Below are 20,317 nucleotides of genomic sequence, written 5' to 3'. Positions count from 1 at the left end.
CAATGGGTCGCTTTTTTATTTGTTTTTTGTTCCTAAACCTTCTATCCTACTATTTCCCTTCATACAGTAAAAATGGAGTATTTGACGCGACTACCTTGTCTAGCATGGAGGGAATCAAATGAAAAAACAGATTGTTTTTGGAACAGACGGCTGGAGAGCTGTGATGGCCGATCAGTTTACGATGGAAAATGTACGGACCGTGGCAAAAGCAATTGCCTGTTATACAGAGGAGAATGGGTGGATCAATCGGGGAATCATCGTGGGATATGATACTCGTTTTATGGGACGAATGTTTGCGCAAGAGGTTGTACGTGTGTTAACTGCTCAGGGCATACTTTCCTTCTTGGTAAGTGAGCCGACCCCCACCCCTGTCGTGGCCTTTGGCGTAAAGCATTTTGGGGTAAGCGGCGCAGTGATGCTAACAGCTAGTCACAATCCCGCAGAATACAATGGAATCAAATATATTCCCGAATATGCAGGGCCAGCTTCTCCTGAGATTACCCAGCGCTTAGAGGTGTTGATTCAAGAGATTGTAGCAAGGAATGAACAGATAGAGACGCGCTGCATGGAGGAGGCTAAAAATTGTAAGCTGTATCAGCCCATTCACTTAAAGCCTCATTATGAGGCACATATTCGCAGACTTATTCGCATGGATGCATTACAGCAAGCAAACTTAACCGTTGTCGTAGATGCCATGCATGGAGCAGGGAGCGGATATATGAGTGCTCTATTGCAGGAGGCCGGCGTTGCGGTGAAAAGCATCCGCGAAGAAAGAGATCCATTATTTGGCGGAGGCCTACCAGAGCCCAATGAACATCATTTAGCGGAATTGTCTCGTCAAGTGTTGGTCGAGCATGCGGATTTAGGAGTAGCCAATGATGGAGATGCAGATCGATTTGGAATCGTGGATCGACAAGGGAGGTATTTACCTCCAAATGAAGTGCTTACGCTACTTACCTACCATATGGTCAAAAACCGAAATGGTCAGGGCAAAGTCATTCGTACAGTAGCCACCACTCATCAGCTAGACCGGATTTGTGAATATTATGGATTGGATATAATCGAGACCCCTGTCGGATTTAAATATATTGGGGCGCAGATGCTCAAGGGTGATGTGCTTATTGGCGGCGAGGAGAGCGGGGGAGCCAGCATTCTGGGACATATTCCTGAAAAGGATGGAATTTTAATAAATTTATTAATTGCAGAAATGTGCGCAGTCGAGGGAAAGAGTTTAGATGAAATTAAAACGGATATCCACCGCCAATTTGGACGCATGTATAGTATCCGACTAGATATTCGCTTGAAAGAAAAGGAAGCTTTTTTACGCCGTTTTAAAGAGAAGCCTCCACATGCGATCGCTGGATATGCTGTTGAATCGATTCATACATCGGATGGGTTTAAACTGTTACTAGAAGGTGGGCATTGGGTATTGATACGCCCATCCGGCACGGAGCCCTTGCTACGGATTTATTGTGAGGCAACTGGATCAGAAGAGTTAGAAAGGCTGAAAGAAGCAGTAAGGGATTGGTTTGAGGAAAGCATGTAATTAAACAAGCAAAAGCTTTATCCCCAATAAGAATACGCTGAATGGAAAGGAACCGGCTTCTCGTGAGTTGGTTTTTTTCTCATGTCAGCTAAAAGTATGCAGGTCAAATCAATTGCATGGCGAAAAGTTCTTTCTAGAAAAAATTACACTACGAAAGGAACAATGTTTCTCGCATCTTTCTTTGTTACAATAAAAATAAAGATGTGATAACGAAGAGAGGGTACCGATGAAATTGGAGCAGGAGCTTTTAGAACGTTTTTTAGAAGAAGTAGTATTGGACTCACCTTCTCCCTATGACCCTGTGCAAGTCCTGTATGCTCCTCATCCATGGGAGATTGTTGGAACTGGTAATTATGCAGGTGTATTCTGTCATCCGGATTACCCTGACGTTGTTGTTAAACTGTACGCCCCAGGAAAACCGGGAATCGAAGAAGAGAGTGAGGTATATCGTCGTCTGGGCGAATCAAAATATTATCCGATTTGTTATGAGAAGGGCGAAAATTATCTAGTAATAAAGCGGATGCGAGGAATCTCGTTGTTTGATTGTGTCCGCTATGGAATCCCGATCCCTGAAAATGTAATTAAAGAAGTAGATGAGGCATTGGATGAAGCGAGAGCGAAGGGCTTATATCCTCAAGATGTGCATGGTAAAAATGTTCTTATGTATCAAGGACATGCCTATATCATTGACGTGAGCGATTATATCCATCCAGGAGAAGATCGCAAATGGAAGGATATTAGAAGAGCATACTATCGGATTTATTACCCTTATCTAAAAGATCGTCGGATCAAGATTCCGTTATGGGTGCTTGATCTGGTGCGCAAAGGGTATCGCTTTTATCGGAAGCTAAAGGGGTTGACCTCCTTGAAACATAAAGAGCGACATAAAAAGGGACCTAAAAAGAGCTCGATTTAATAAACAAGCAGGAAGTTATTGAAAAAAATTGCCCAACTGATTTTGCCTGTGGTACAATTTGCGGTGTTACTCTACGCCATTTCTGTAAGGAGGCTGTTATGTATTTCTACTACATAATTGCGCTCGCGGTTATTGCCTTGGATCAATGGACCAAGCATCTCGTGGTGAAGTATATGGAATATGGGGAGTCAATTCCTTTGATTGAAAATGTATTCCACCTTACTTCTCACCGTAATATGGGTGCTGCGTTTGGTATGCTCCAGAACCGTCGTGTGTTTTTTATTATTATTACTACTCTAGTTGTAATTGGGATTATCTATACTCTTTACAAACAAGGAAAAAGCAATCCGCGTATGTCCTTTGCCTTATCGCTTGTATTAGGCGGAGCCATCGGTAACTTTATTGATCGAGTTTCAACGGGACAGGTAGTGGACTTTTTACACGCTGTTATTATCAACTTCCCAATCTTTAATGTAGCCGACATGGCTATTACGTTTGGTGTAGCCGTGATGCTGATTGATATTTTTATGGAATCTCGCAAGCCATCACATTCTTCCAGCAAGTAAGAGCATACTATCATTAGAATGAATATATTTAGGAGCTTATAGATGACAGAGCAAACTTTCGAACGTTATGATTGGACAGTGGAAAAAGAAGAAGCAGGGGAACGCATTGATAAATTTTTGACTATGCAAGAAGGAGAATGGTCTCGTTCTCAAGTACAAGCATGGGTAAAAGAAGGACGAGTTACGGTCAATGATGCTCCGATTAAAAATAATTACAAGGTAGCAATGGATGACGAGATCAGCTTGCGTGTGCCACCTCCAAAAGAGTTGAAGATCGAAGCGCAAGCGATGGATTTAGACATCGTCTATGAAGATTCCGATGTCGTGGTTGTAAACAAGCCACGTGGCTTAGTCGTGCATCCAGCGTTAGGTCATTATACAGGAACATTGGTCAATGGTCTCATGCATCATTGTAAGGATTTATCAGGTATAAATGGTGTGATGCGCCCCGGTATCGTTCATCGTATTGATAAAGACACGTCTGGTTTATTAATGATTGCCAAAAACGATAAGGCCCATGCAAGTCTAGCAGCTCAATTAAAGGAACATACCGTTAATCGTAAATATGTGGCTTTGGTTCATGGAGAAATTCCACATGAGATGGGGACAATCGATGCTCCAATTGGACGCGATCCTAAAAATCGCCAACAGATGGCGGTTGTCTTTGGCAATAGTAAACCTGCTGTCACTCACTTTGTCGTATTAGAGCGGATGAAGGATTTTACCCTTGTGGAATTAAAGCTTGAGACAGGACGCACCCATCAGATTCGTGTTCATATGAAATATATTGGCTACCCGCTAGCAGGTGACCCCAAATACGGCCCACGAAAAACGCTGGATATTAATGGGCAAGCCTTACATGCGAAGACACTAGGATTCATTCATCCGAGTACAGGCGAATACATGGAATTCGAGGCTGAGATCCCACAGGAACTGCAAGCAGAAATTCAGTTCATACGTGAGCAAAAATGTTAAACGTGTTGACAGATATAAAAAGGTATGACATAATCATTCGTAACAAAAGGTAACCTTTAAATCCAGTCCCGTGAGGCTGGCAAGGGCGACGGTGAATAACGCAGATATAGTTGGGATGGTTATGCCCTTCTTTATGTGCGCACGAAGCTTCTTGTCAGTGAGACAAGAAGCTTTTTTTGTGTCAGACCATCAGGAACAACACAAGCTGGCAGATAGTAGCCTCCCGAGTCTTGTAAAGGTCATCTACTTCTGCTGAAAGGAGCAACTCCGATGAACGAAAAAAGCATTATGATGGATGAAGCAGCGATTAGGCGGGCCTTAACTCGCATTGCTCATGAAATTATTGAACGCAATAAGGGCGTAGAGGACTGTGTGATCATCGGCATTAAAACTCGCGGAATTTATTTGGCAGAACGCTTAGCCAAACGAATCGAGCAGATTGAGAATGTGAAGCTTCCCTTTGGTGAATTAGACATTACTTTATACCGAGACGATTTGACACACAGGTCTTCAGACGCTGTTGTTCATGGAGCAAAACTGCCTGAGATTACAGGGAAAAAGGTTATCCTGGTGGATGATGTGCTGTTTACAGGACGTACGGTTCGGGCTGCTCTGGATGCCTTAGTGGATCAGGGACGCTCGAAGATGATCCAGCTCGCTGTATTAGTGGATCGTGGTCATCGTGAGTTACCTATTCGACCTGATTATGTGGGCAAAAACCTTCCTACGTCCCGATCTGAAATTATTGCTGTACAATTGCAGGAAGTAGATGGAACAGATAAGGTTTCACTGATGCAAAAAGAAGAATGAATCGCCAACTATATATCGCCTCTTTAAGGCTAATCCCGTGAGGTTAGCAAGGGGACTCGATCTAACGCTGGAGGTATGCGTACCTCTGTGCTTGGACCTGCCTCTTTGTGTACCCACGAAGAGGTTTTTTTGTGCAAAAAATTAAGAAAGCAGGGGAGAAAATGAGCAAACAAGATTTTGTAGACGTACATGAAACACCAGCTTTGACTCGTTTATTACCACTTAGTATTCAACACTTATTCGCCATGTTTGGCTCCACAGTACTAGTTCCAATCTTAACAGGTTTAGATATATCTGCCGCACTGATTGCCAGTGGATTAGGCACCCTGATTTTCATGCTGATTACGAAGGGAAAAATTCCTAACTATCTTGGTTCCTCCTTCGCTTTCATTGGCCCCATCATTACCGTGACAGCAACATACGGGCAAGGAGTTGCCTTGCTGGGCTGCTTCCTATCGGGACTGGTTTATGTCCTAGTAGCAGCCATGGTACGAAAATTCGGGGTAGGCTGGCTGGATCGCTTACTCCCACCCGTTGTGATAGCTTCCATTATCGTGGTTATCGGTTTGAGCTTAGCAGGTGTAGCTGTAGACATGGCTACAAAAGTAACGGTAGAAGGAAAATCAGTAATCTCGCTAACTTCCATTGAAATCTCCTTAGTCACATTGCTGGTAACCATTATTGCTGCGGTTATGCTGCGCGGCTTCTTGTCACTGATTCCCATCCTACTTGGAATCATTGGCGGATACGGCTATACAGCTCTACGACATGCGGATTTGATTGACTGGGCTTCCATTACAAAGGCTCCCCTTTTTATCAGCCTGCCAGAAATGTTTTCGCAGCACTTGCATGTTGGCCTGCTGACAACTGCCATGACGGATAAAGGAGCATGGTTATCAGCTCTGATTATCGCACCGATCGCGTTTGTCTCCTTAACCGAACATTTAGGCCATTTATTGGTAACAAGTAAAATTATGAATCGTGACCTAATGAAGGACCCTGGCTTGCATCGAAGCTTGCTAGGTGATGGTGTAGCTACCGCGGTTTCTGCCTTTATCGGTGGACCACCTAGTACGACTTATGGTGAAAACATGGGTGTTCTAGCAATCACAAGAGTTTATAGTCGAGCAGTTATTGCCCTAGCCGCAGTATTCGCGATCTTATTCTCCTTCTGCGGAAAAATCAGCGCGTTTCTCATGACCATCCCAACGCCGGTACTAGGTGGCGTCTCCATCGTACTGTTCGGGATTATCGCATCCCAAGGCTTTAGGATGTATGTTGAAAATAAAGTCGATTTTGCAAATAAACGCAACATGATTATCGCTGCTTCCATACTTGTAACGGGAATCGGCGGGTACAAAATTAGCTTCGAGGGAGTTACCTTCTGGCAAAGCTTCCTAACGAACCTAACGATTGATAATGTAGCATTCTCAACCTTCATCGGAATTTTTCTGCATGCGATCTTGCCTGGAAAGGAATCTGCGATGGGTGAGGCGCACAAGGATCAGGTAGAGTCAGCAGCATAAGCATTATGACAAACCATACGGGCAAAGGAGTGGGGAATAATGAAAAATCTGCTGGGAATCAAACACCTTGGTAAAGATGAGATCGAAGCAATCTTGCGAGAGGCCGAATATTTTGCAGCAAGGCCAAATGAACAGATTAACCTCTTACAGGGACGATTTGTAGCAAACTTATTTTTCGAAGCAAGTACACGTACCCGCTTTTCCTTTGAAGTAGCGGAAAAACGTTTGGGTGCTCATGTACTGAATTTTAGCGATATCAGCTCTTCTACTACCAAAGGTGAGACAATTTATGATACTTTGCGAACGCTTGAATCAATGGGAGTAGAAACGGCCGTTATTCGCACCGGACAAAATGGATTATTTCATGAGCTTGCGAACGAACCAAATTTAAACCTGCACCTTGTAAATGCAGGGGAAGGCACGATGGAGCATCCAACGCAATGCTTGCTGGATTTGCTTACAATGAAGCAGCATCATGGGGGCATTCAAGGGTTAAAGGTAGCTATCATAGGAGATTTGCGCCATAGCAGAGTGCTCGGATCGCATTTAGATGCATTACCGAAGCTCGGGGCCAACCTTATGATTACAGGACCAGATCAGTTGATGCGGGATCAGACAGCCTTGCCAAAAGAGGTACGAGTGGTAGGGATGGAGGAAGCAATAGCAACAGCGGATGTGGTGATGATGCTGCGAGTGCAGCTAGAACGTCATACAGGCCAGCTCTTTTCTTCAAAGGAAACCTATCATCAGGCTTATGGATTAACTAGAGAACGCGCAGCCATGATGAAACCAAATGCCATCATTATGCATCCGGCTCCTTTTAACAGAGGGGTGGAGATTGATGGACAACTGGTGGAGGGTAAGCAATCCGTTATCTTCCCGCAAGTTACAAATGGAGTAGCTGTTCGAATGGCTGTAATTGCGAAATTGATGACAGGAGGAATAAGCACATGGGAATCATCCTTAAAAATGGCAAACTGCTAAACGAACAAGGTGAACTTTCGATCAAGGATCTGTTAATCGTAGAAAATCGCATTGTTAAGATCGAGAGCAACATTGAGGCGGAAGCAGATCATGAAGTGGTGGATTTAAACGGACACTTCATAGCCCCAGGTCTAGTGGATGTACATGTGCATTTCCGCGAACCAGGATTTGAAGCGAAAGAAACCATCGAAACAGGCGCTCATGCGGCAGTGGCAGGCGGTTACACTACGGTAGCCTGCATGCCGAATACACGCCCAGTGATCGATCGTGTCGAAACAGTAGAATTCGTTCTTCATAAAGCAAAACAAGCTAACCTGGCACGGGTTTTACCCTACGCTGCTATTACTGTACGTCAGCTTGGGGTGGAGCACACAGACTTTGCGGCTCTACAGCAAGCTGGAGCCTTTGCACTAACTGATGATGGGGTAGGAGTGCAATCCACGAAAATGATGGTAGAAGCAATGCAAAAAGCGAAAGCGTTAGGAATGTCTGTAGTTGCCCACTGTGAAGATAACGACCTGTTGCCTCCCGGTGCGGCATTACATGATGGAGTGACAGCAGCTAAGCATGGGCTACCAGGTATCCCGTCTGCTTCAGAAGCTGTGCATGTCGGCCGAGATATTCTACTAGCAGAAGCCACGGGGGTTCACTATCATGTATGCCATATCAGCGCAAAAGAATCCGTGCGACTTGTACGCGACGGGAAACATGCAGGTATCAACGTTACCACGGAGGTAACCCCGCATCACCTGTTGTTATGTGACGAGGATATCCCAGACAGCCTAGATCCTAATTGGAAAATGAATCCGCCGCTTCGCTCTCGTGAGGATCGTGACGCATTGATCGCCGGATTAAAGGAAGGAAGCATTGATATCATTGCTACCGACCATGCACCGCATACCTCGGAAGAAAAAGCAAAGGGATTAAAGCGGGCTCCATTTGGAATAGTTGGACTAGAAACGGCATTCCCACTCCTTTATACGCATCTTGTAGAAAAAGGAATACTCACCCTTGCCGAGCTGGTAGACAAAATGGCTACTAAACCAGCGGAACTGTTTGGGCTACCCTATGGAAAAGTAGAAGTAGGAGCAATTGCTGACTTGGCAGTGTTTGATCTTACGACTGAGAAAAGCATTAATCCCGATCATTTTAAAAGTAAAGGAAAAAATACACCATTTGCGGGTTGGGTATGTAAGGGATGGACTGTACTCACTATGGTAGATGGAAAAATTGTATACAACAATTAGGGATAAGGGGGATAACGGCATGAAGGCACGTTTGATATTAGAAGACGGAACGATTTGTGTAGGAAAAGCGATGGGGGCCACCAATGAAAGCATTGGTGAGGTGGTATTTAACACAGGATTAACAGGCTATCAAGAGGTATTATCCGATCCCTCTTATTGTGGACAGATCGTCGTCATGACGTATCCCTTGATTGGTAACTACGGGATTAATCGCGATGATTTCGAGGCGGTTCGTCCGTTTATCCATGGCTTTGTTGTACGAGAGCATTGCGATATGCCAAGCAATTGGCGCTCGACACAAACTCTGCACGAGCTCTTACAGGCATATGAGATTCCGGGTATTTCCGGTGTAGATACACGAATGTTAACACGTAAAATACGTCATTTTGGAACCCTGAGAGGATTGATTACAACCAGTGAGCGTCCAGCCGAGGAATTGCTTGCTCAGTTGAAAAGTACGGATGTCATGACCAATCAGGTTGCCCAGGTATCAACAAAAAGCATTTACTCCAGTCCAGGTAACGGTGATCGCGTCGTCTTAGTAGACTTTGGCTGCAAGCATGGCATTATGCGGGAATTATCCAAGCGAGGATGGGACATTGTAGTGGTTCCGCATACCGTCACCGCAGATGAAATTCGCCGCCTACAACCAGATGGCATCTTGCTGTCTAACGGCCCAGGCGACCCTAAGGATGTACCGCAAGCTATTCAGATGGTGAAAGAAATTCTCGGAGAATACCCATTATTCGGAATATGCTTGGGTCATCAGTTGTTTGCTCTGGCAAGCGGAGCTGACACGGAGAAATTGAAGTTTGGTCACCGTGGCGGGAATCATCCCGTAAAAGAATTGATAACTGGACGTACATATATCACGTCCCAAAACCACGGCTATGCTGTAAACGAAGCTTCCGTTATTGGAACAGAATTAGAAGTGACCCATGTTGCTCTAAATGACGGGACGATTGAAGGATTACGCAATGCGAAAAAGCAAGCCTTCTCTGTTCAATACCATCCAGAAGCAGCACCTGGACCGTATGATTCAGGCTATTTATTCGGCCAATTCCTAGACATGATGAAACAATCCAAGGAGGAGAAATGGTATGCCAAAAATAGATAATCTGAAAAAAATTCTGGTGATTGGCTCTGGTCCTATCGTGATTGGACAGGCGGCAGAGTTTGACTATGCAGGAACGCAGGCTTGCGAAGCATTAAAAGAAGAGGGGATGGAGGTGGTTCTAATCAACTCCAACCCAGCTACAATCATGACAGATACGAATATGGCTGACAAAGTATACATTGAACCAATTACTCCTGAGTTCGTAGCCCGAGTCATTCGTCAGGAAAAACCAGATGGATTGTTACCGACCTTGGGTGGACAAACAGGATTGAATATGGCAGTAGCTTTAGCAGATCTGGGTGTACTGGAAGAAGAGAATGTGAAGCTACTCGGAACAAATCTGAGCTCGATTAAACAAGCGGAGGATCGCGATTTGTTCCGCTCTCTCATGCAGGAGTTAAACGAACCAGTACCAGACTCTGTAATTGTAAGCTCGGTAGAAGAGGCGCTTGATTTCGCTAATGAGATTGGCTATCCAATCATTGTTCGCCCGGCTTACACGCTCGGCGGAACCGGTGGGGGTATCTGTGAGGACCAAGCCTCGTTAATTGAAATTGTCACAAGCGGTCTAAAATATTCCCCGATTACGCAATGCTTAGTGGAAAGAAGTATTGCAGGAATGAAAGAAGTAGAGTATGAAGTAATGCGTGATGCTAACGATAACTGTATCGTGGTCTGCAACATGGAAAATATTGACCCAGTTGGTGTACACACAGGTGACTCAGTCGTTGTCGCTCCGAGTCAGACGCTATCTGATCGTGAATATCAAATGCTGCGTTCCTCTGCATTAAATATCATCCGCGCCTTAAAAATCGAAGGTGGCTGCAATGTTCAGTACGCGCTTGATCCCGTTAGCTTCCAATATTATGTCATCGAGGTAAATCCTCGCGTCAGCCGTTCCTCAGCCTTAGCGTCCAAGGCCACAGGGTATCCGATCGCTAAGATGGCGGCAAAAATCGCTATTGGCTATACACTAGATGAGCTAAAGAATCCGGTGACTGGTCAAACCTACGCTTGCTTTGAACCAACCTTAGACTATGTGGTTAGCAAAATTCCTCGCTGGCCTTTCGATAAATTTCAATCCGCAAATCGCCGTCTTGGTACACAAATGAAAGCAACGGGCGAGGTAATGGCGATTGGACGTAGCTTTGAAGAATCCATGATGAAAGCGATCCGCTCCTTAGAGATTGGAAGCTACCATTTAGAACTACCAGAGGCGAGAGAGCTTACTGATGAGGAATTGGAGCAACGTTTGGTAATCGCAGATGATGAACGCCTGTTCTTACTAGCAGAAGCAATGCGCCGTGGCTATCATATCTCTCGGATTCATCAATTAACGAAGATCGACCTCTTCTTCCTGCATAAATTCTGGAATATTGTCGCTTATGAAACAACATTAGCCGAATCTGGATTGACACAGGAAGCTTTACATGAAGCAAAACGCCTTGGTTTTACCGATCGTAAAATCGCAGAATGTACAGGACAAAAGGAAGAAGAGATTTATAACCTGCGTACACAATGGGGAATGAAGCCTGTATATAAAATGGTAGATACGTGCGCTGCCGAATTCGAAGCGCAAACACCGTACTATTACTCGACCTACGAGCAAGAAAACGAATTTATGGATACAGGCAAAAAACGTGTCATCGTACTAGGCTCTGGTCCGATCCGCATTGGCCAAGGAATTGAATTTGACTACTCAACAGTCCATGCGGTCTGGGCTTTGAAGGAGGCTGGGTACGAAGCCATTATTGTCAACAATAACCCTGAAACGGTCTCAACAGATTTTAATACCTCTGATCGTCTCTACTTTGAACCGCTGTATATAGAGGATGTTATGCACATCATCGAGCAAGAGCAGCCAGAAGGTGTCATTGTCCAGTTTGGAGGACAAACAGCGATCAATCTTGCTGATAAGCTTACGAGACGCGGTGTCAAAATTCTAGGAACCAGCTTAGAAAATATTGATGCAGCTGAAAACCGTGAGAAGTTTGAGGCCCTCTTGCGAAAGCTGGATATCGCTCAACCGCCGGGCAAAACGGTGACCTCTGTAGAGGAAGCTGTGGTCGCTGCTGACTTATTAGGCTTCCCTGTGCTGGTTCGCCCTTCCTATGTCTTGGGCGGACGGGCAATGGAAATCGTTTATAACGAAGAAGAGCTAATCTCTTATATGAAAAAAGCAGTAAAAGTAAATCCAGAGCATCCTGTACTAATTGATCGCTATATGCTAGGAATTGAAGCAGAAGTAGATGCGATTTGTGATGGAGAGAATGTGCTGATTCCAGGTATCATGGAGCACATCGAGCGTGCAGGGGTTCACTCAGGCGACTCTATCGCAGTATATCCGCCGCAATCCTTATCAGAGACAGTGAAAGCAGAGATCATCGACATGACTACGAAGCTAGCACGCGCGCTCTGCATCAAGGGCTTACTCAATATCCAATTTGTCATCTATAAAGGAAAGCCTTACGTCATCGAGGTAAACCCACGCAGCTCCCGTACCGTTCCATTCCTGTCTAAGGTAACCGGAATTCCGATGGCGAACATTGCGACGAAGGCAATTCTTGGCTACAGCATTCTCGATCAAGGGTTTGCTACAGGCTATCATCCTGAGGAAAAGATGGTTTCTGTAAAGGTTCCTGTCTTCTCCTTCACAAAACTACGCCGTGTGGACATCACCTTAGGTCCTGAAATGAAATCCACCGGGGAGGTAATGGGGCGTGAGACTACCCTAGCTAAAGCTCTTTACAAGGGACTGCTAGCGGCTGGCATGAATATTCCAACCAAAGGAACACTTTTGGTAACGGTAGCTGACAAGGATAAGGAGGAAGCGTTGTCGATCACGAAGCGTTTCCAACAGCTTGGTTTCCATCTACTAGCCACGGATGGAACTGCTGATTATCTAGAGCAGGCAGGCTTGTCCGTCCGTCGTGTACAAAAGCTATCCGAAGGCACACCGAACCTACTGGATGAAATCCGTACAGGTCAAGTAAACCTTGTGCTTAACACCTTAACGAAAGGTAAAACACCACAGCGTGATGGATTCCGCATTCGTCGTGAGGCCGTAGAGAACGGAGCAGTCTGCCTGACATCTCTAGACACAGCGAGCGCCATCCTGCATGTATTAGAGACAATCACATTCTCTACAGAGGCAATGCCCAAGCAACAGATGGGAAAAGTACTGGTAACACAGTAAAAAAGAAGAGTTGACTTAGAACGGGGGCGTGCTCATTAGGAGCACTCCCCTCCTATATGTGGACAATGAGGGAACAACGGAGAGGAGCATTCACACATGGAATTATCCTTACTACAAGAGCATTCGTTAGATAAAATCGATGAACGGATTATTCTAGCGCTGGATTTTCAAACAAAAGACGAGGTGTTAAACTGTCTTGCTAGCCTAGAAAATCAAGTGCGCTACGTGAAGGTTGGCATGGAGCTGTTTTATGCAGAAGGATCAGCAATTGTATCGCTGTTAAAGGAACAGGGATTGAACGTGTTTGTTGATTTGAAAATCCATGATATTCCCAATACAGCTAAAGGCTCAATGAAAAGCTTAGCTAGGAATGGCGCCGATATGGTGAATGTACATGTAGCTGGTGGATTAGCTATGATGGAAGCGGCACGAGAAGGCTTAGAGCAAGGTATTTCTGCCGGCAGTACATCACCATTACTGATCGGGGTAACGATGCTGACGAGTAGTAGCCAGCAGATGATGAATGAGCAGATGCTCATCTCTGGTAGATTGGAAGAGACGGTTGCTCATTATGCATCCTTGGCAAGTCTAGCTGGGCTGGACGGTGTTGTTGCTTCTCCCTTGGAAGTACCAATCATTAAACAAGTCACTCGAACAGATTTTTTGACCGTAACACCAGGCATTCGTACTGTTGGTTCCGCCTTTGGAGATCAAACCCGCGTAACCACACCAGTCAAAGCATTTGAGTTAGGTACAGATTATATCGTAATCGGTAGGTCCATTACACAGGCCGAAGAACCTGCCAAAGCATGGGCTGACATGATGAAAAGCATACAGGAGGGAAAATAGATGAATACAACGATTGCAAAACAAGTGGCACAGCATCTCTTACAAATTGGAGCTGTACATCTTCGTCCTGACGAACCATTTATCTGGACATCTGGCATTGCTTCACCGATTTATTGCGATAATCGTATCACGATGACGTATCCAGAGGTTCGCAGCTTTTTAGCAGATGCTTTTGTTCAGATCATTCGTGAACGGTTTCCTGAAGTAGAAGTCATTGCTGGAACAGCGACAGCAGGAATTCCTCATGCAGCCTGGATTGCTGATCGTCTGGGATTGCCAATGATCTATGTTCGCGATAAGGCAAAAGGTCATGGCCGCCAAAACCAAATCGAGGGGCGTATTGCTGCCGGTCAGAAGGTGGTCGTAATTGAAGATTTAATTTCCACAGGGGGTAGCTCCATCAAGGCAGCAAGGGCTGTTGAGCTGGAAGGGGCTGAAATACTAGGGGTAGTTGCTATTTTTAGCTACCAATTTAACGATGCAGAACGTGCCTTTGCAGAAGCGAACTATCCATTGTACACGTTATCCAACTACACTGCACTCTTAGAGCAAGCAAAAGATAATGGAACAATCAATGCCCAACAAGAAAAAGTTTTATCCCAGTGGAAGGAAAATCCACACACATTTTATCAGGAGCAGGCTTTAAAACAAGAATAAAATGTTGACGGATGGGGACGACTGTAGCCTAAATGAAAAAACTGACCCCAATTGAAGCGTGGGGTCAGCAAGCGTCCTAACGAACGGACTATTCAGGTTGATTATAAAGCGAGCTTCTGCCCAAATGAGTGGCATGATGGAAAAGCCGCTCATCTCAATAAATACGTAGCACGTGATGAGCTAAGTTTTTTCGCGTTTTTATCATCAATTTTTGCTTCAATAAATTCTATCTCTGCTTTTTCTAATCTAATTCGATTGGAATGAAAATGCTGGAAATCAACTAATACAGGCAGCTTGCTCTTTTTCATTTCATGAAGCTGTATGTTTACTTGCACATTTAAGAAGGATTGAGCAATAGCTTGAGTAGCCCCTACTAACAGCAAGTTTATGGAAAGAGTACAAATTAAAAGCCAACTTCCGTACTTCACAAATTGTTTTTCGGATTCGAAGCCTACCATTGCGATGAGTATGGGGACAAACCACAATTGCGGAACGTATCGCGCCCACCAGCTTTCTGGATTGATAAATACGGTCAAGAGAATGATCCCGCTTAGTAAAAATACAGGCTTCGCTAGTTGTCTATTGCGAAGAAAGAGAGCAAGTGAGACAACACAGGTTACTAACACAGCTCCTCCAAACAAAGGCCCAAAACCCGCTACACGAGCATCAGCCCCAACAAAAGCTTGAAATTCCTCAAATGCTATAGTAAACGGCCATTTCATAGTGCTTTCATTTGGTCTTGTAATATTTTCCGACTTCGCAAATAAAGATACAAAGAACTTTTCGAATGGATTTTTTCCTTTGAAGTCGGCTGGACTGTTAGCTGTCATAATATCGACAGCATGCTCACCAGCTAACGGATAAAATGGATGCCCCTTCGCTAAAAAATTAGTAACGTAAGGATTGTAACCAACGATTGTTACCGCTACGAGACCGCACGCTACAAGCGAAAGCAAAAGCTTTTTCCAATGTCTATGCTTATCGTACAGGAAAAATAGAACGAGCAAACCACCGCATAAAAGAACGGCATATACAAGGGCGGTAAATTTAATAGCCGTTAGCAGGATGATGGCCGAGCATAGCCCTACGACAATCCATGCGTTAAATCGCTTAAATAAGAGATAGCCCAAGGAACAAATGATAAGTACAAGCGATGCCAATTGACCATCAATATAAAAGGTGACAAGCTGTGCTATCACGACTGGATTACAGGCCAAGAGTAGGGAGAAGAAGACGGCTCGCCTTTTTTTCTCTGGATAGGCATTTAGAATTGCCGCTAAACAAAGAAAAAAGGAAGCAAACAAAAGAATAAAGTTAAACATCTTACTGCCTTCTATGTTATCCGTCAATTTGTACATGACGGCATCAAGTATCCACGGGCCTTTTGTGTAATGATTAATCCAAAGATAAAAGGGAGTTCGTAGACTTTCCTCGCTTGGATTATCGAACTTTTGGGTATCTGTGATGGTAAGCAAAGGTTGGTCATGAACAGGATTCCAGCCATTCTTTAATAAAATGATCGCTTCTTGATGGTACGTTTGCCCGTCCCATGATAGATCATATGTAGCGGTACTAACATACCAACTTACTCCAAAAACCAATCCCAATCCCATTAACAAAGACAAAAACATGGTTGTCCTGCGTGTGGTGAAAAATGTATATGTCATAGCCAGGAGGCAGACAATACTTGCACATACAGCCACCCAGAAGCTAGCTGTTGAGATGGACACACCAAGTAAAAATAAAATCGAGGCAGAAAGTACGATTCCGATTAAGAATAGGAGTAAAACAATTCCTATCACAAGAGAGACGTTCGGTGTTCGGCTCTTCATATGTTTGCTAGTTCCTCCTTGGCTAAAGTAGTCCTGAAATGATTGGTGATAGCAGATACAACAGCAGTCCTACTAGCACACCTAGAACAATACCGCCGAGGATTTCCCATTTTGTATGTCCCATGCTTTCACGCAGGATTTCTTTTTCTTCAGTAGTGGCATGCTCTTTTACCATAAGATTAATAGCAGTAGCATGCTTGCCGACAGCTCTTCGCAATCCGGTCGCATCAATAATAATGATAAAGGTAACAGCCACTCCTAGACCAAAAATAGGGGTGGCAAAGCCTTCATGAAGACCAATGAAGCTGATCGTGCTTACCATTACGGTTGTGTGTGTACTAGGAAAGCCGCCATTTCCGATTTTATTTCTTGCTTCTTTCCCATATTGTAAATAATTAATCATAAATTTCATCGTACCGGATACTAACCAGCCGATAAATGGTGCTAAAGCGTATAGCATAAACATTTCCTCCGAATAGTTACTAAGAACGTGAAATGACAATGACGCCAACAACAATAATAGCTAGACCAAGCAGACGGACACCTGAGAGGGGCTCCTGAAAAATCCACATAGAAAGCAGGGCTACCAGAACATAACCCAATGCGGCCATAGGATAAGCATAGGAGAGCTGCACCTTTTCAATAGCTGCAATCCAAACAAACGCAGAAATTCCATAAAGGCCAAGCCCCACCATAATTGGAATATTGGTTAGATATTGCAGTATTTTCATCAAAAACACATCGCTTTTTCCTGAGAGACCAGAGGCTCCCATTTTCATAGCGACCTGCCCGCATGCACTAAGAATGACTGATATAAGGATAAGAACTTGCGATGGCATAAATATTTACACAACCTTTTATATTGTTTATTCAAAAATAAGGATAATACTAGCTACAGCAATCACATATAGTAGAACCGTAATCAGAATCGGTTTGTCCTCTACTAGCACTTTTTCAGGGGTTCCTCCTTTGTTGCCCATCATAATCAAGTAAAGATAGCGGAAAATACCAAAGATCACAAACGGAATTGTCCACATAAGCTGAATGGTTCGTCCTGAAGTAAAGGTAAACAAGGAGTAGCTGATAATCGTTGCTGAGGTTACAATCGTATTTAATTGATTTAATAGCTCTATCGAATAATTTTCCAATACTTTACGATGACTTCCTTTTTCCTCCTGTAGCAAATAAAGCTCATGGCGACGTTTGCTAATCGCCAAGAATAGAGAAAGCAACATTGTACACAGCAAAAACCACGGAGTAAAAGGAGTGCCGATCATTAGGCTGCCACCGATTGCCCTGAGTACAAAACCAGCAGAAATAATCATAACATCCAGAATAACCACATGCTTTAATGTAAAGGAATAGGCAACATTGATCAAAAAATAAAATAATAAAACACTACCAAACCACAAATCGAAGTGAAAAGCAGAAAACAAGGAAGCGATTAGCAGCCCACACCCGAATGCTAGTCCCAGAAAGGGATTTAATGCTCCTGAAGCCATCGGACGATATCGCTTTTCGGGATGATTGCGATCGTTTTTGATATCAGCAAAATCATTTATGATATAGACACAGCCTGAAACCATGCAAAATAGAAAAAAGGCGATCAGTGATTTGCCAAGCAGGTGAATACTGACTTTATGTAGAGAAAATAAGAGGGCAGCAAACACAAGCAAATTTTTTGTCCATTGGTGAGGACGTAACTGGAGAAGGAGTAAAAGGAAAATATTTTGTTTTGAAGCTATTCTTTCTTTTAGTTTAATTGAATTAGATAACACGTATAAATCCCCTGTCTTCTAGTAATATACCTCTTATAATTGACGAAAATTGTCAAAAATCGGTTACATGATTTGGAATTCGCAATCGTCAGAGTCAGAGTAAAGGTGCAAGTATTTCTTATCGTGCATGTTGTAGATATTTTCTGTTTATGTGGATTTTTACAAAAGCTTACTTTCCGATTTTTCTAGGTCATAGACGAAAAGGCTAAGCAGTTGTGTCTGTTGCGATTCAAAAAGGTAAGTGGGGCGTAGAGGTCGATTTTCATTTTATATCCAAATTATGAGTAGCCGTACATCTCTCTATTAAACCACATTCTGCCTCAAAAACCACGCATAATGAAGATAAAAAACGTATTTTTTTACCAAAATTACATCAATAAATAAAATAAAAAAGCGAGTTACCAAGCAAAGAAACATGCTTTGGATAGCTCGCTTTTGTGTAATTCCAAATTGGAAAGCATGGGTTATTTAATTAGTCTTTTATACATATAGAGCATGGCAACTCGCCACGGAAGAATCATGCCGTAAGCAAGGACAAAGAATAAACCTGCTGTCTGCATCGGAGTAAATGTATCACCGACCCAGATTTTAATCCCGAGTCGAATGACTAGCAGAACAAACAAAATCACGATAAACGCATTGGAACGACGCAAAAAGACATGATTCCCTACTTGTTCAAAGCGGGAAGACAAAATGAGCGGAATAGAGAACAAACACCCAATAAAGAAAGCGATAAAATCATAGCTGATAGGTGTTGGTACGCCCGGATAATGAAACATAGCAAACCCTGTAGACATAGCCACGGGTGGGATAATAATCTTACGTGTAGATATAGGCTTTTTTGCTGAACGCAACCGAACAAGAATGACAGTGGTCGCCATGAATAAACCAATCAGTATGCTAACGACTGTAGGGGAGATGCCAAGAATTGTATTCATCGTTTTCGTACGGCTCCCTTCTCGATTCACCCTAAATATTTACCTTTTACCTTATGTCTATACTACAAAAAAAGAAGAGGTGGTGTAAATACACCCCTCCTCCTGCGTTCTGGAAAGCACAAAATATAGAGTGATATGGCTATGCCATTTTAACAGGTGGTGCTTCTGTAACCTGTCTGACATCTAGAGCATGTCGCTTTCCATAGTAATAGGACAGAGCACCGACAACAAGGGAAGCAAAGCCCATTAGGAAAAGGTATGCGTGAATGCCCATGAGATCAAGGCACAATCCCGTACCAGCCAATGCTAGTAGGAACCAGGTCCGATCCAGCATGGTTTTAAAGGAGAAGAAGCGGCCACGTGATTCAGCAGGTAATTGCTTTTGAAACAGGGTGGCAGTAAGAGGCACAACCGTCCCAAAACAGAACCCGAATAGCGTATAAGATAAAAGCAATGGAACCAAACCATACGACAGAGCCATCCCGATTTGAGACAGAGCCAGTAAAAATAGAAAAAGCGTTGATGACATGACTAGATTGGTTTTTCCAAAAAAGCGTTTGACCAATATGCCTGCAATGAGTGCTGTGAGTCCTTCAGTCGTATAAATCCAGCCCATCAGCCCTGGTACTGCAAACATTTCACTGAAATTAATAACTAAGAGATTGGAGCCGCCTACAAAATACGAGACAACCAGTGCATTTGTAAGACCCAGACTTAATGTTCGATCTGATTTAAGCAGGGAAAAAACTTCTCGAAAGGGCATTTTAATAACCCTTCCAGCCGTTTTTAATGAGTTGATTACAGGAATATGAACAGGAAGAATAAAAAGAATAAGAACAAAATAGCAAGCTAGTGTAATGCTATAAAGCGTCCAAAGCTGCATAAAACCAATTAGGATTCCACCGATCGCCGTTCCACCAATCCTTGCGAGTGTGGAAGCATTTACATAAAATCCGTTGGCACGAAGTAATTCTTCTGAGGGCACGATTAACGGAATAGATGCTTGAGCGGCTGGTTGATAAAAGGTGGCGGCCAACTGGATAAAGATCGATGAAGCGATCATCCAGCCTACAGAATCGTAATGAATCGCAAATAGCATACAAATGGGAGCTAAACATCGTATCCAAGTCGCATAAAACAATACGTTCTTTTTGGAAAAGCGATCAATCCATTCTCCTGCTTTAGGAGAAAAGAACAGACTGACAAAAAGCCCCACCATCAATAATAACCCCTTCAAAAAATCGGAATCGAATAAATGTTGCAAAAACTTTAGGTTCCCGATGATTCCAATCCACATCCCTGTACCAGCTATAACCTCACCTATAACTAAGCATAAGTAAGATTTATTCCGTGATAAAATAATGACCACCCCTTACCTTG

Annotated in this window: 18 protein-coding genes; 12 read left to right on the top strand and 6 right to left on the bottom strand. The window is 43.6% G+C overall.

Going from position 1 to position 20,317, the window contains the following annotated elements:
- The first annotated feature begins 118 nt into the window (after positions 1-118).
- The 12 genes from BRLA_RS16675 (at position 119) to pyrE (ending at position 14,389) form a co-directional block, all read left to right on the top strand.
- A complete protein-coding gene (locus BRLA_RS16675) occupies positions 119-1,546 on the top strand; it encodes a phosphoglucomutase/phosphomannomutase family protein (RefSeq protein ID WP_003336739.1) in 1,428 nt (475 codons plus the stop codon).
- A gap of 226 nt (positions 1,547-1,772) precedes the next feature.
- The gene (locus BRLA_RS16670) at positions 1,773-2,462 is read left to right on the top strand and encodes a hypothetical protein (protein ID WP_003336740.1); all 690 of its coding nucleotides are present in this window, start codon (positions 1,773-1,775) and stop codon (positions 2,460-2,462) included.
- 98 nt (positions 2,463-2,560) lie between these two features.
- Positions 2,561-3,028 (top strand): signal peptidase II, encoded by a 468-nt coding sequence (gene lspA, locus BRLA_RS16665; protein WP_003336741.1) that lies wholly within the window; start codon positions 2,561-2,563, stop codon positions 3,026-3,028.
- A gap of 42 nt (positions 3,029-3,070) precedes the next feature.
- Complete coding sequence (locus BRLA_RS16660) at positions 3,071-4,003, top strand: RluA family pseudouridine synthase (protein WP_003336742.1); 933 nt, start codon at positions 3,071-3,073, stop codon at positions 4,001-4,003.
- Positions 4,004-4,273: 270 nt separating this feature from the next.
- Positions 4,274-4,813: a bifunctional pyr operon transcriptional regulator/uracil phosphoribosyltransferase PyrR gene (pyrR, locus tag BRLA_RS16655; RefSeq protein WP_003336743.1), complete on the top strand. Its 540-nt coding sequence runs from the start codon at positions 4,274-4,276 to the stop codon at positions 4,811-4,813.
- Between the two features lie 161 nt (positions 4,814-4,974).
- The gene (locus BRLA_RS16650; RefSeq protein ID WP_031308992.1) at positions 4,975-6,339 is read left to right on the top strand and encodes a solute carrier family 23 protein; all 1,365 of its coding nucleotides are present in this window, start codon (positions 4,975-4,977) and stop codon (positions 6,337-6,339) included.
- A 39-nt stretch (positions 6,340-6,378) separates the two neighbouring features.
- Positions 6,379-7,323, top strand: coding sequence for an aspartate carbamoyltransferase catalytic subunit (locus BRLA_RS16645; protein WP_003336746.1), 945 nt, complete (start codon positions 6,379-6,381; stop codon positions 7,321-7,323).
- Positions 7,290-8,570 carry a dihydroorotase gene (locus tag BRLA_RS16640; protein ID WP_003336747.1) on the top strand — a complete coding sequence of 427 codons (1,281 nt, stop codon included), beginning with the start codon at positions 7,290-7,292 and terminating at the stop codon, positions 8,568-8,570. Before BRLA_RS16645 ends, BRLA_RS16640 begins: the two co-directional genes overlap by 34 nt.
- A gap of 19 nt (positions 8,571-8,589) precedes the next feature.
- A complete protein-coding gene (locus BRLA_RS16635; protein WP_003336748.1) occupies positions 8,590-9,687 on the top strand; it encodes a carbamoyl phosphate synthase small subunit in 1,098 nt (365 codons plus the stop codon).
- The gene (gene carB / locus BRLA_RS16630; protein ID WP_003336749.1) at positions 9,671-12,883 is read left to right on the top strand and encodes a carbamoyl-phosphate synthase large subunit; all 3,213 of its coding nucleotides are present in this window, start codon (positions 9,671-9,673) and stop codon (positions 12,881-12,883) included. The genes BRLA_RS16635 and carB overlap by 17 nt, the downstream gene beginning before the upstream one ends.
- A 135-nt stretch (positions 12,884-13,018) precedes the next feature.
- The gene (gene pyrF, locus BRLA_RS16625; protein ID WP_041752652.1) at positions 13,019-13,732 is read left to right on the top strand and encodes an orotidine-5'-phosphate decarboxylase; all 714 of its coding nucleotides are present in this window, start codon (positions 13,019-13,021) and stop codon (positions 13,730-13,732) included.
- Complete coding sequence (gene pyrE / locus BRLA_RS16620) at positions 13,733-14,389, top strand: orotate phosphoribosyltransferase (protein WP_003336751.1); 657 nt, start codon at positions 13,733-13,735, stop codon at positions 14,387-14,389.
- A 149-nt stretch (positions 14,390-14,538) separates the two neighbouring features.
- Here the strand turns inward: pyrE and BRLA_RS16615 are convergent, their stop codons facing one another.
- From BRLA_RS16615 to BRLA_RS16590, 6 genes are all read right to left on the bottom strand, one after another.
- Complete coding sequence (locus tag BRLA_RS16615) at positions 14,539-16,221, bottom strand: hypothetical protein (RefSeq protein ID WP_003336752.1); 1,683 nt, start codon at positions 16,219-16,221, stop codon at positions 14,539-14,541.
- 22 nt (positions 16,222-16,243) lie between these two features.
- Positions 16,244-16,681: a divergent PAP2 family protein gene (locus BRLA_RS16610; RefSeq protein WP_003336753.1), complete on the bottom strand. Its 438-nt coding sequence runs from the start codon at positions 16,679-16,681 to the stop codon at positions 16,244-16,246.
- A 22-nt stretch (positions 16,682-16,703) separates the two neighbouring features.
- Positions 16,704-17,060: a DMT family transporter gene (locus tag BRLA_RS16605; RefSeq protein WP_003336754.1), complete on the bottom strand. Its 357-nt coding sequence runs from the start codon at positions 17,058-17,060 to the stop codon at positions 16,704-16,706.
- Between the two features lie 27 nt (positions 17,061-17,087).
- Positions 17,088-17,999: a decaprenyl-phosphate phosphoribosyltransferase gene (locus BRLA_RS16600; protein WP_003336756.1), complete on the bottom strand. Its 912-nt coding sequence runs from the start codon at positions 17,997-17,999 to the stop codon at positions 17,088-17,090.
- 464 nt (positions 18,000-18,463) lie between these two features.
- Positions 18,464-18,937: a CcdC family protein gene (locus tag BRLA_RS16595; protein WP_022584328.1), complete on the bottom strand. Its 474-nt coding sequence runs from the start codon at positions 18,935-18,937 to the stop codon at positions 18,464-18,466.
- A gap of 139 nt (positions 18,938-19,076) precedes the next feature.
- Positions 19,077-20,306: an MFS transporter gene (locus tag BRLA_RS16590; protein WP_272898017.1), complete on the bottom strand. Its 1,230-nt coding sequence runs from the start codon at positions 20,304-20,306 to the stop codon at positions 19,077-19,079.
- Positions 20,307-20,317 lie beyond the last annotated feature (11 nt).

Source organism: Brevibacillus laterosporus LMG 15441, assembly GCF_000219535.2.
GTDB lineage: Bacteria > Bacillota > Bacilli > Brevibacillales > Brevibacillaceae > Brevibacillus_B > Brevibacillus_B halotolerans.
Note: the sequence above shows the minus strand (reverse complement) of the source record. Positions and strands in the feature narration are given on the sequence as shown.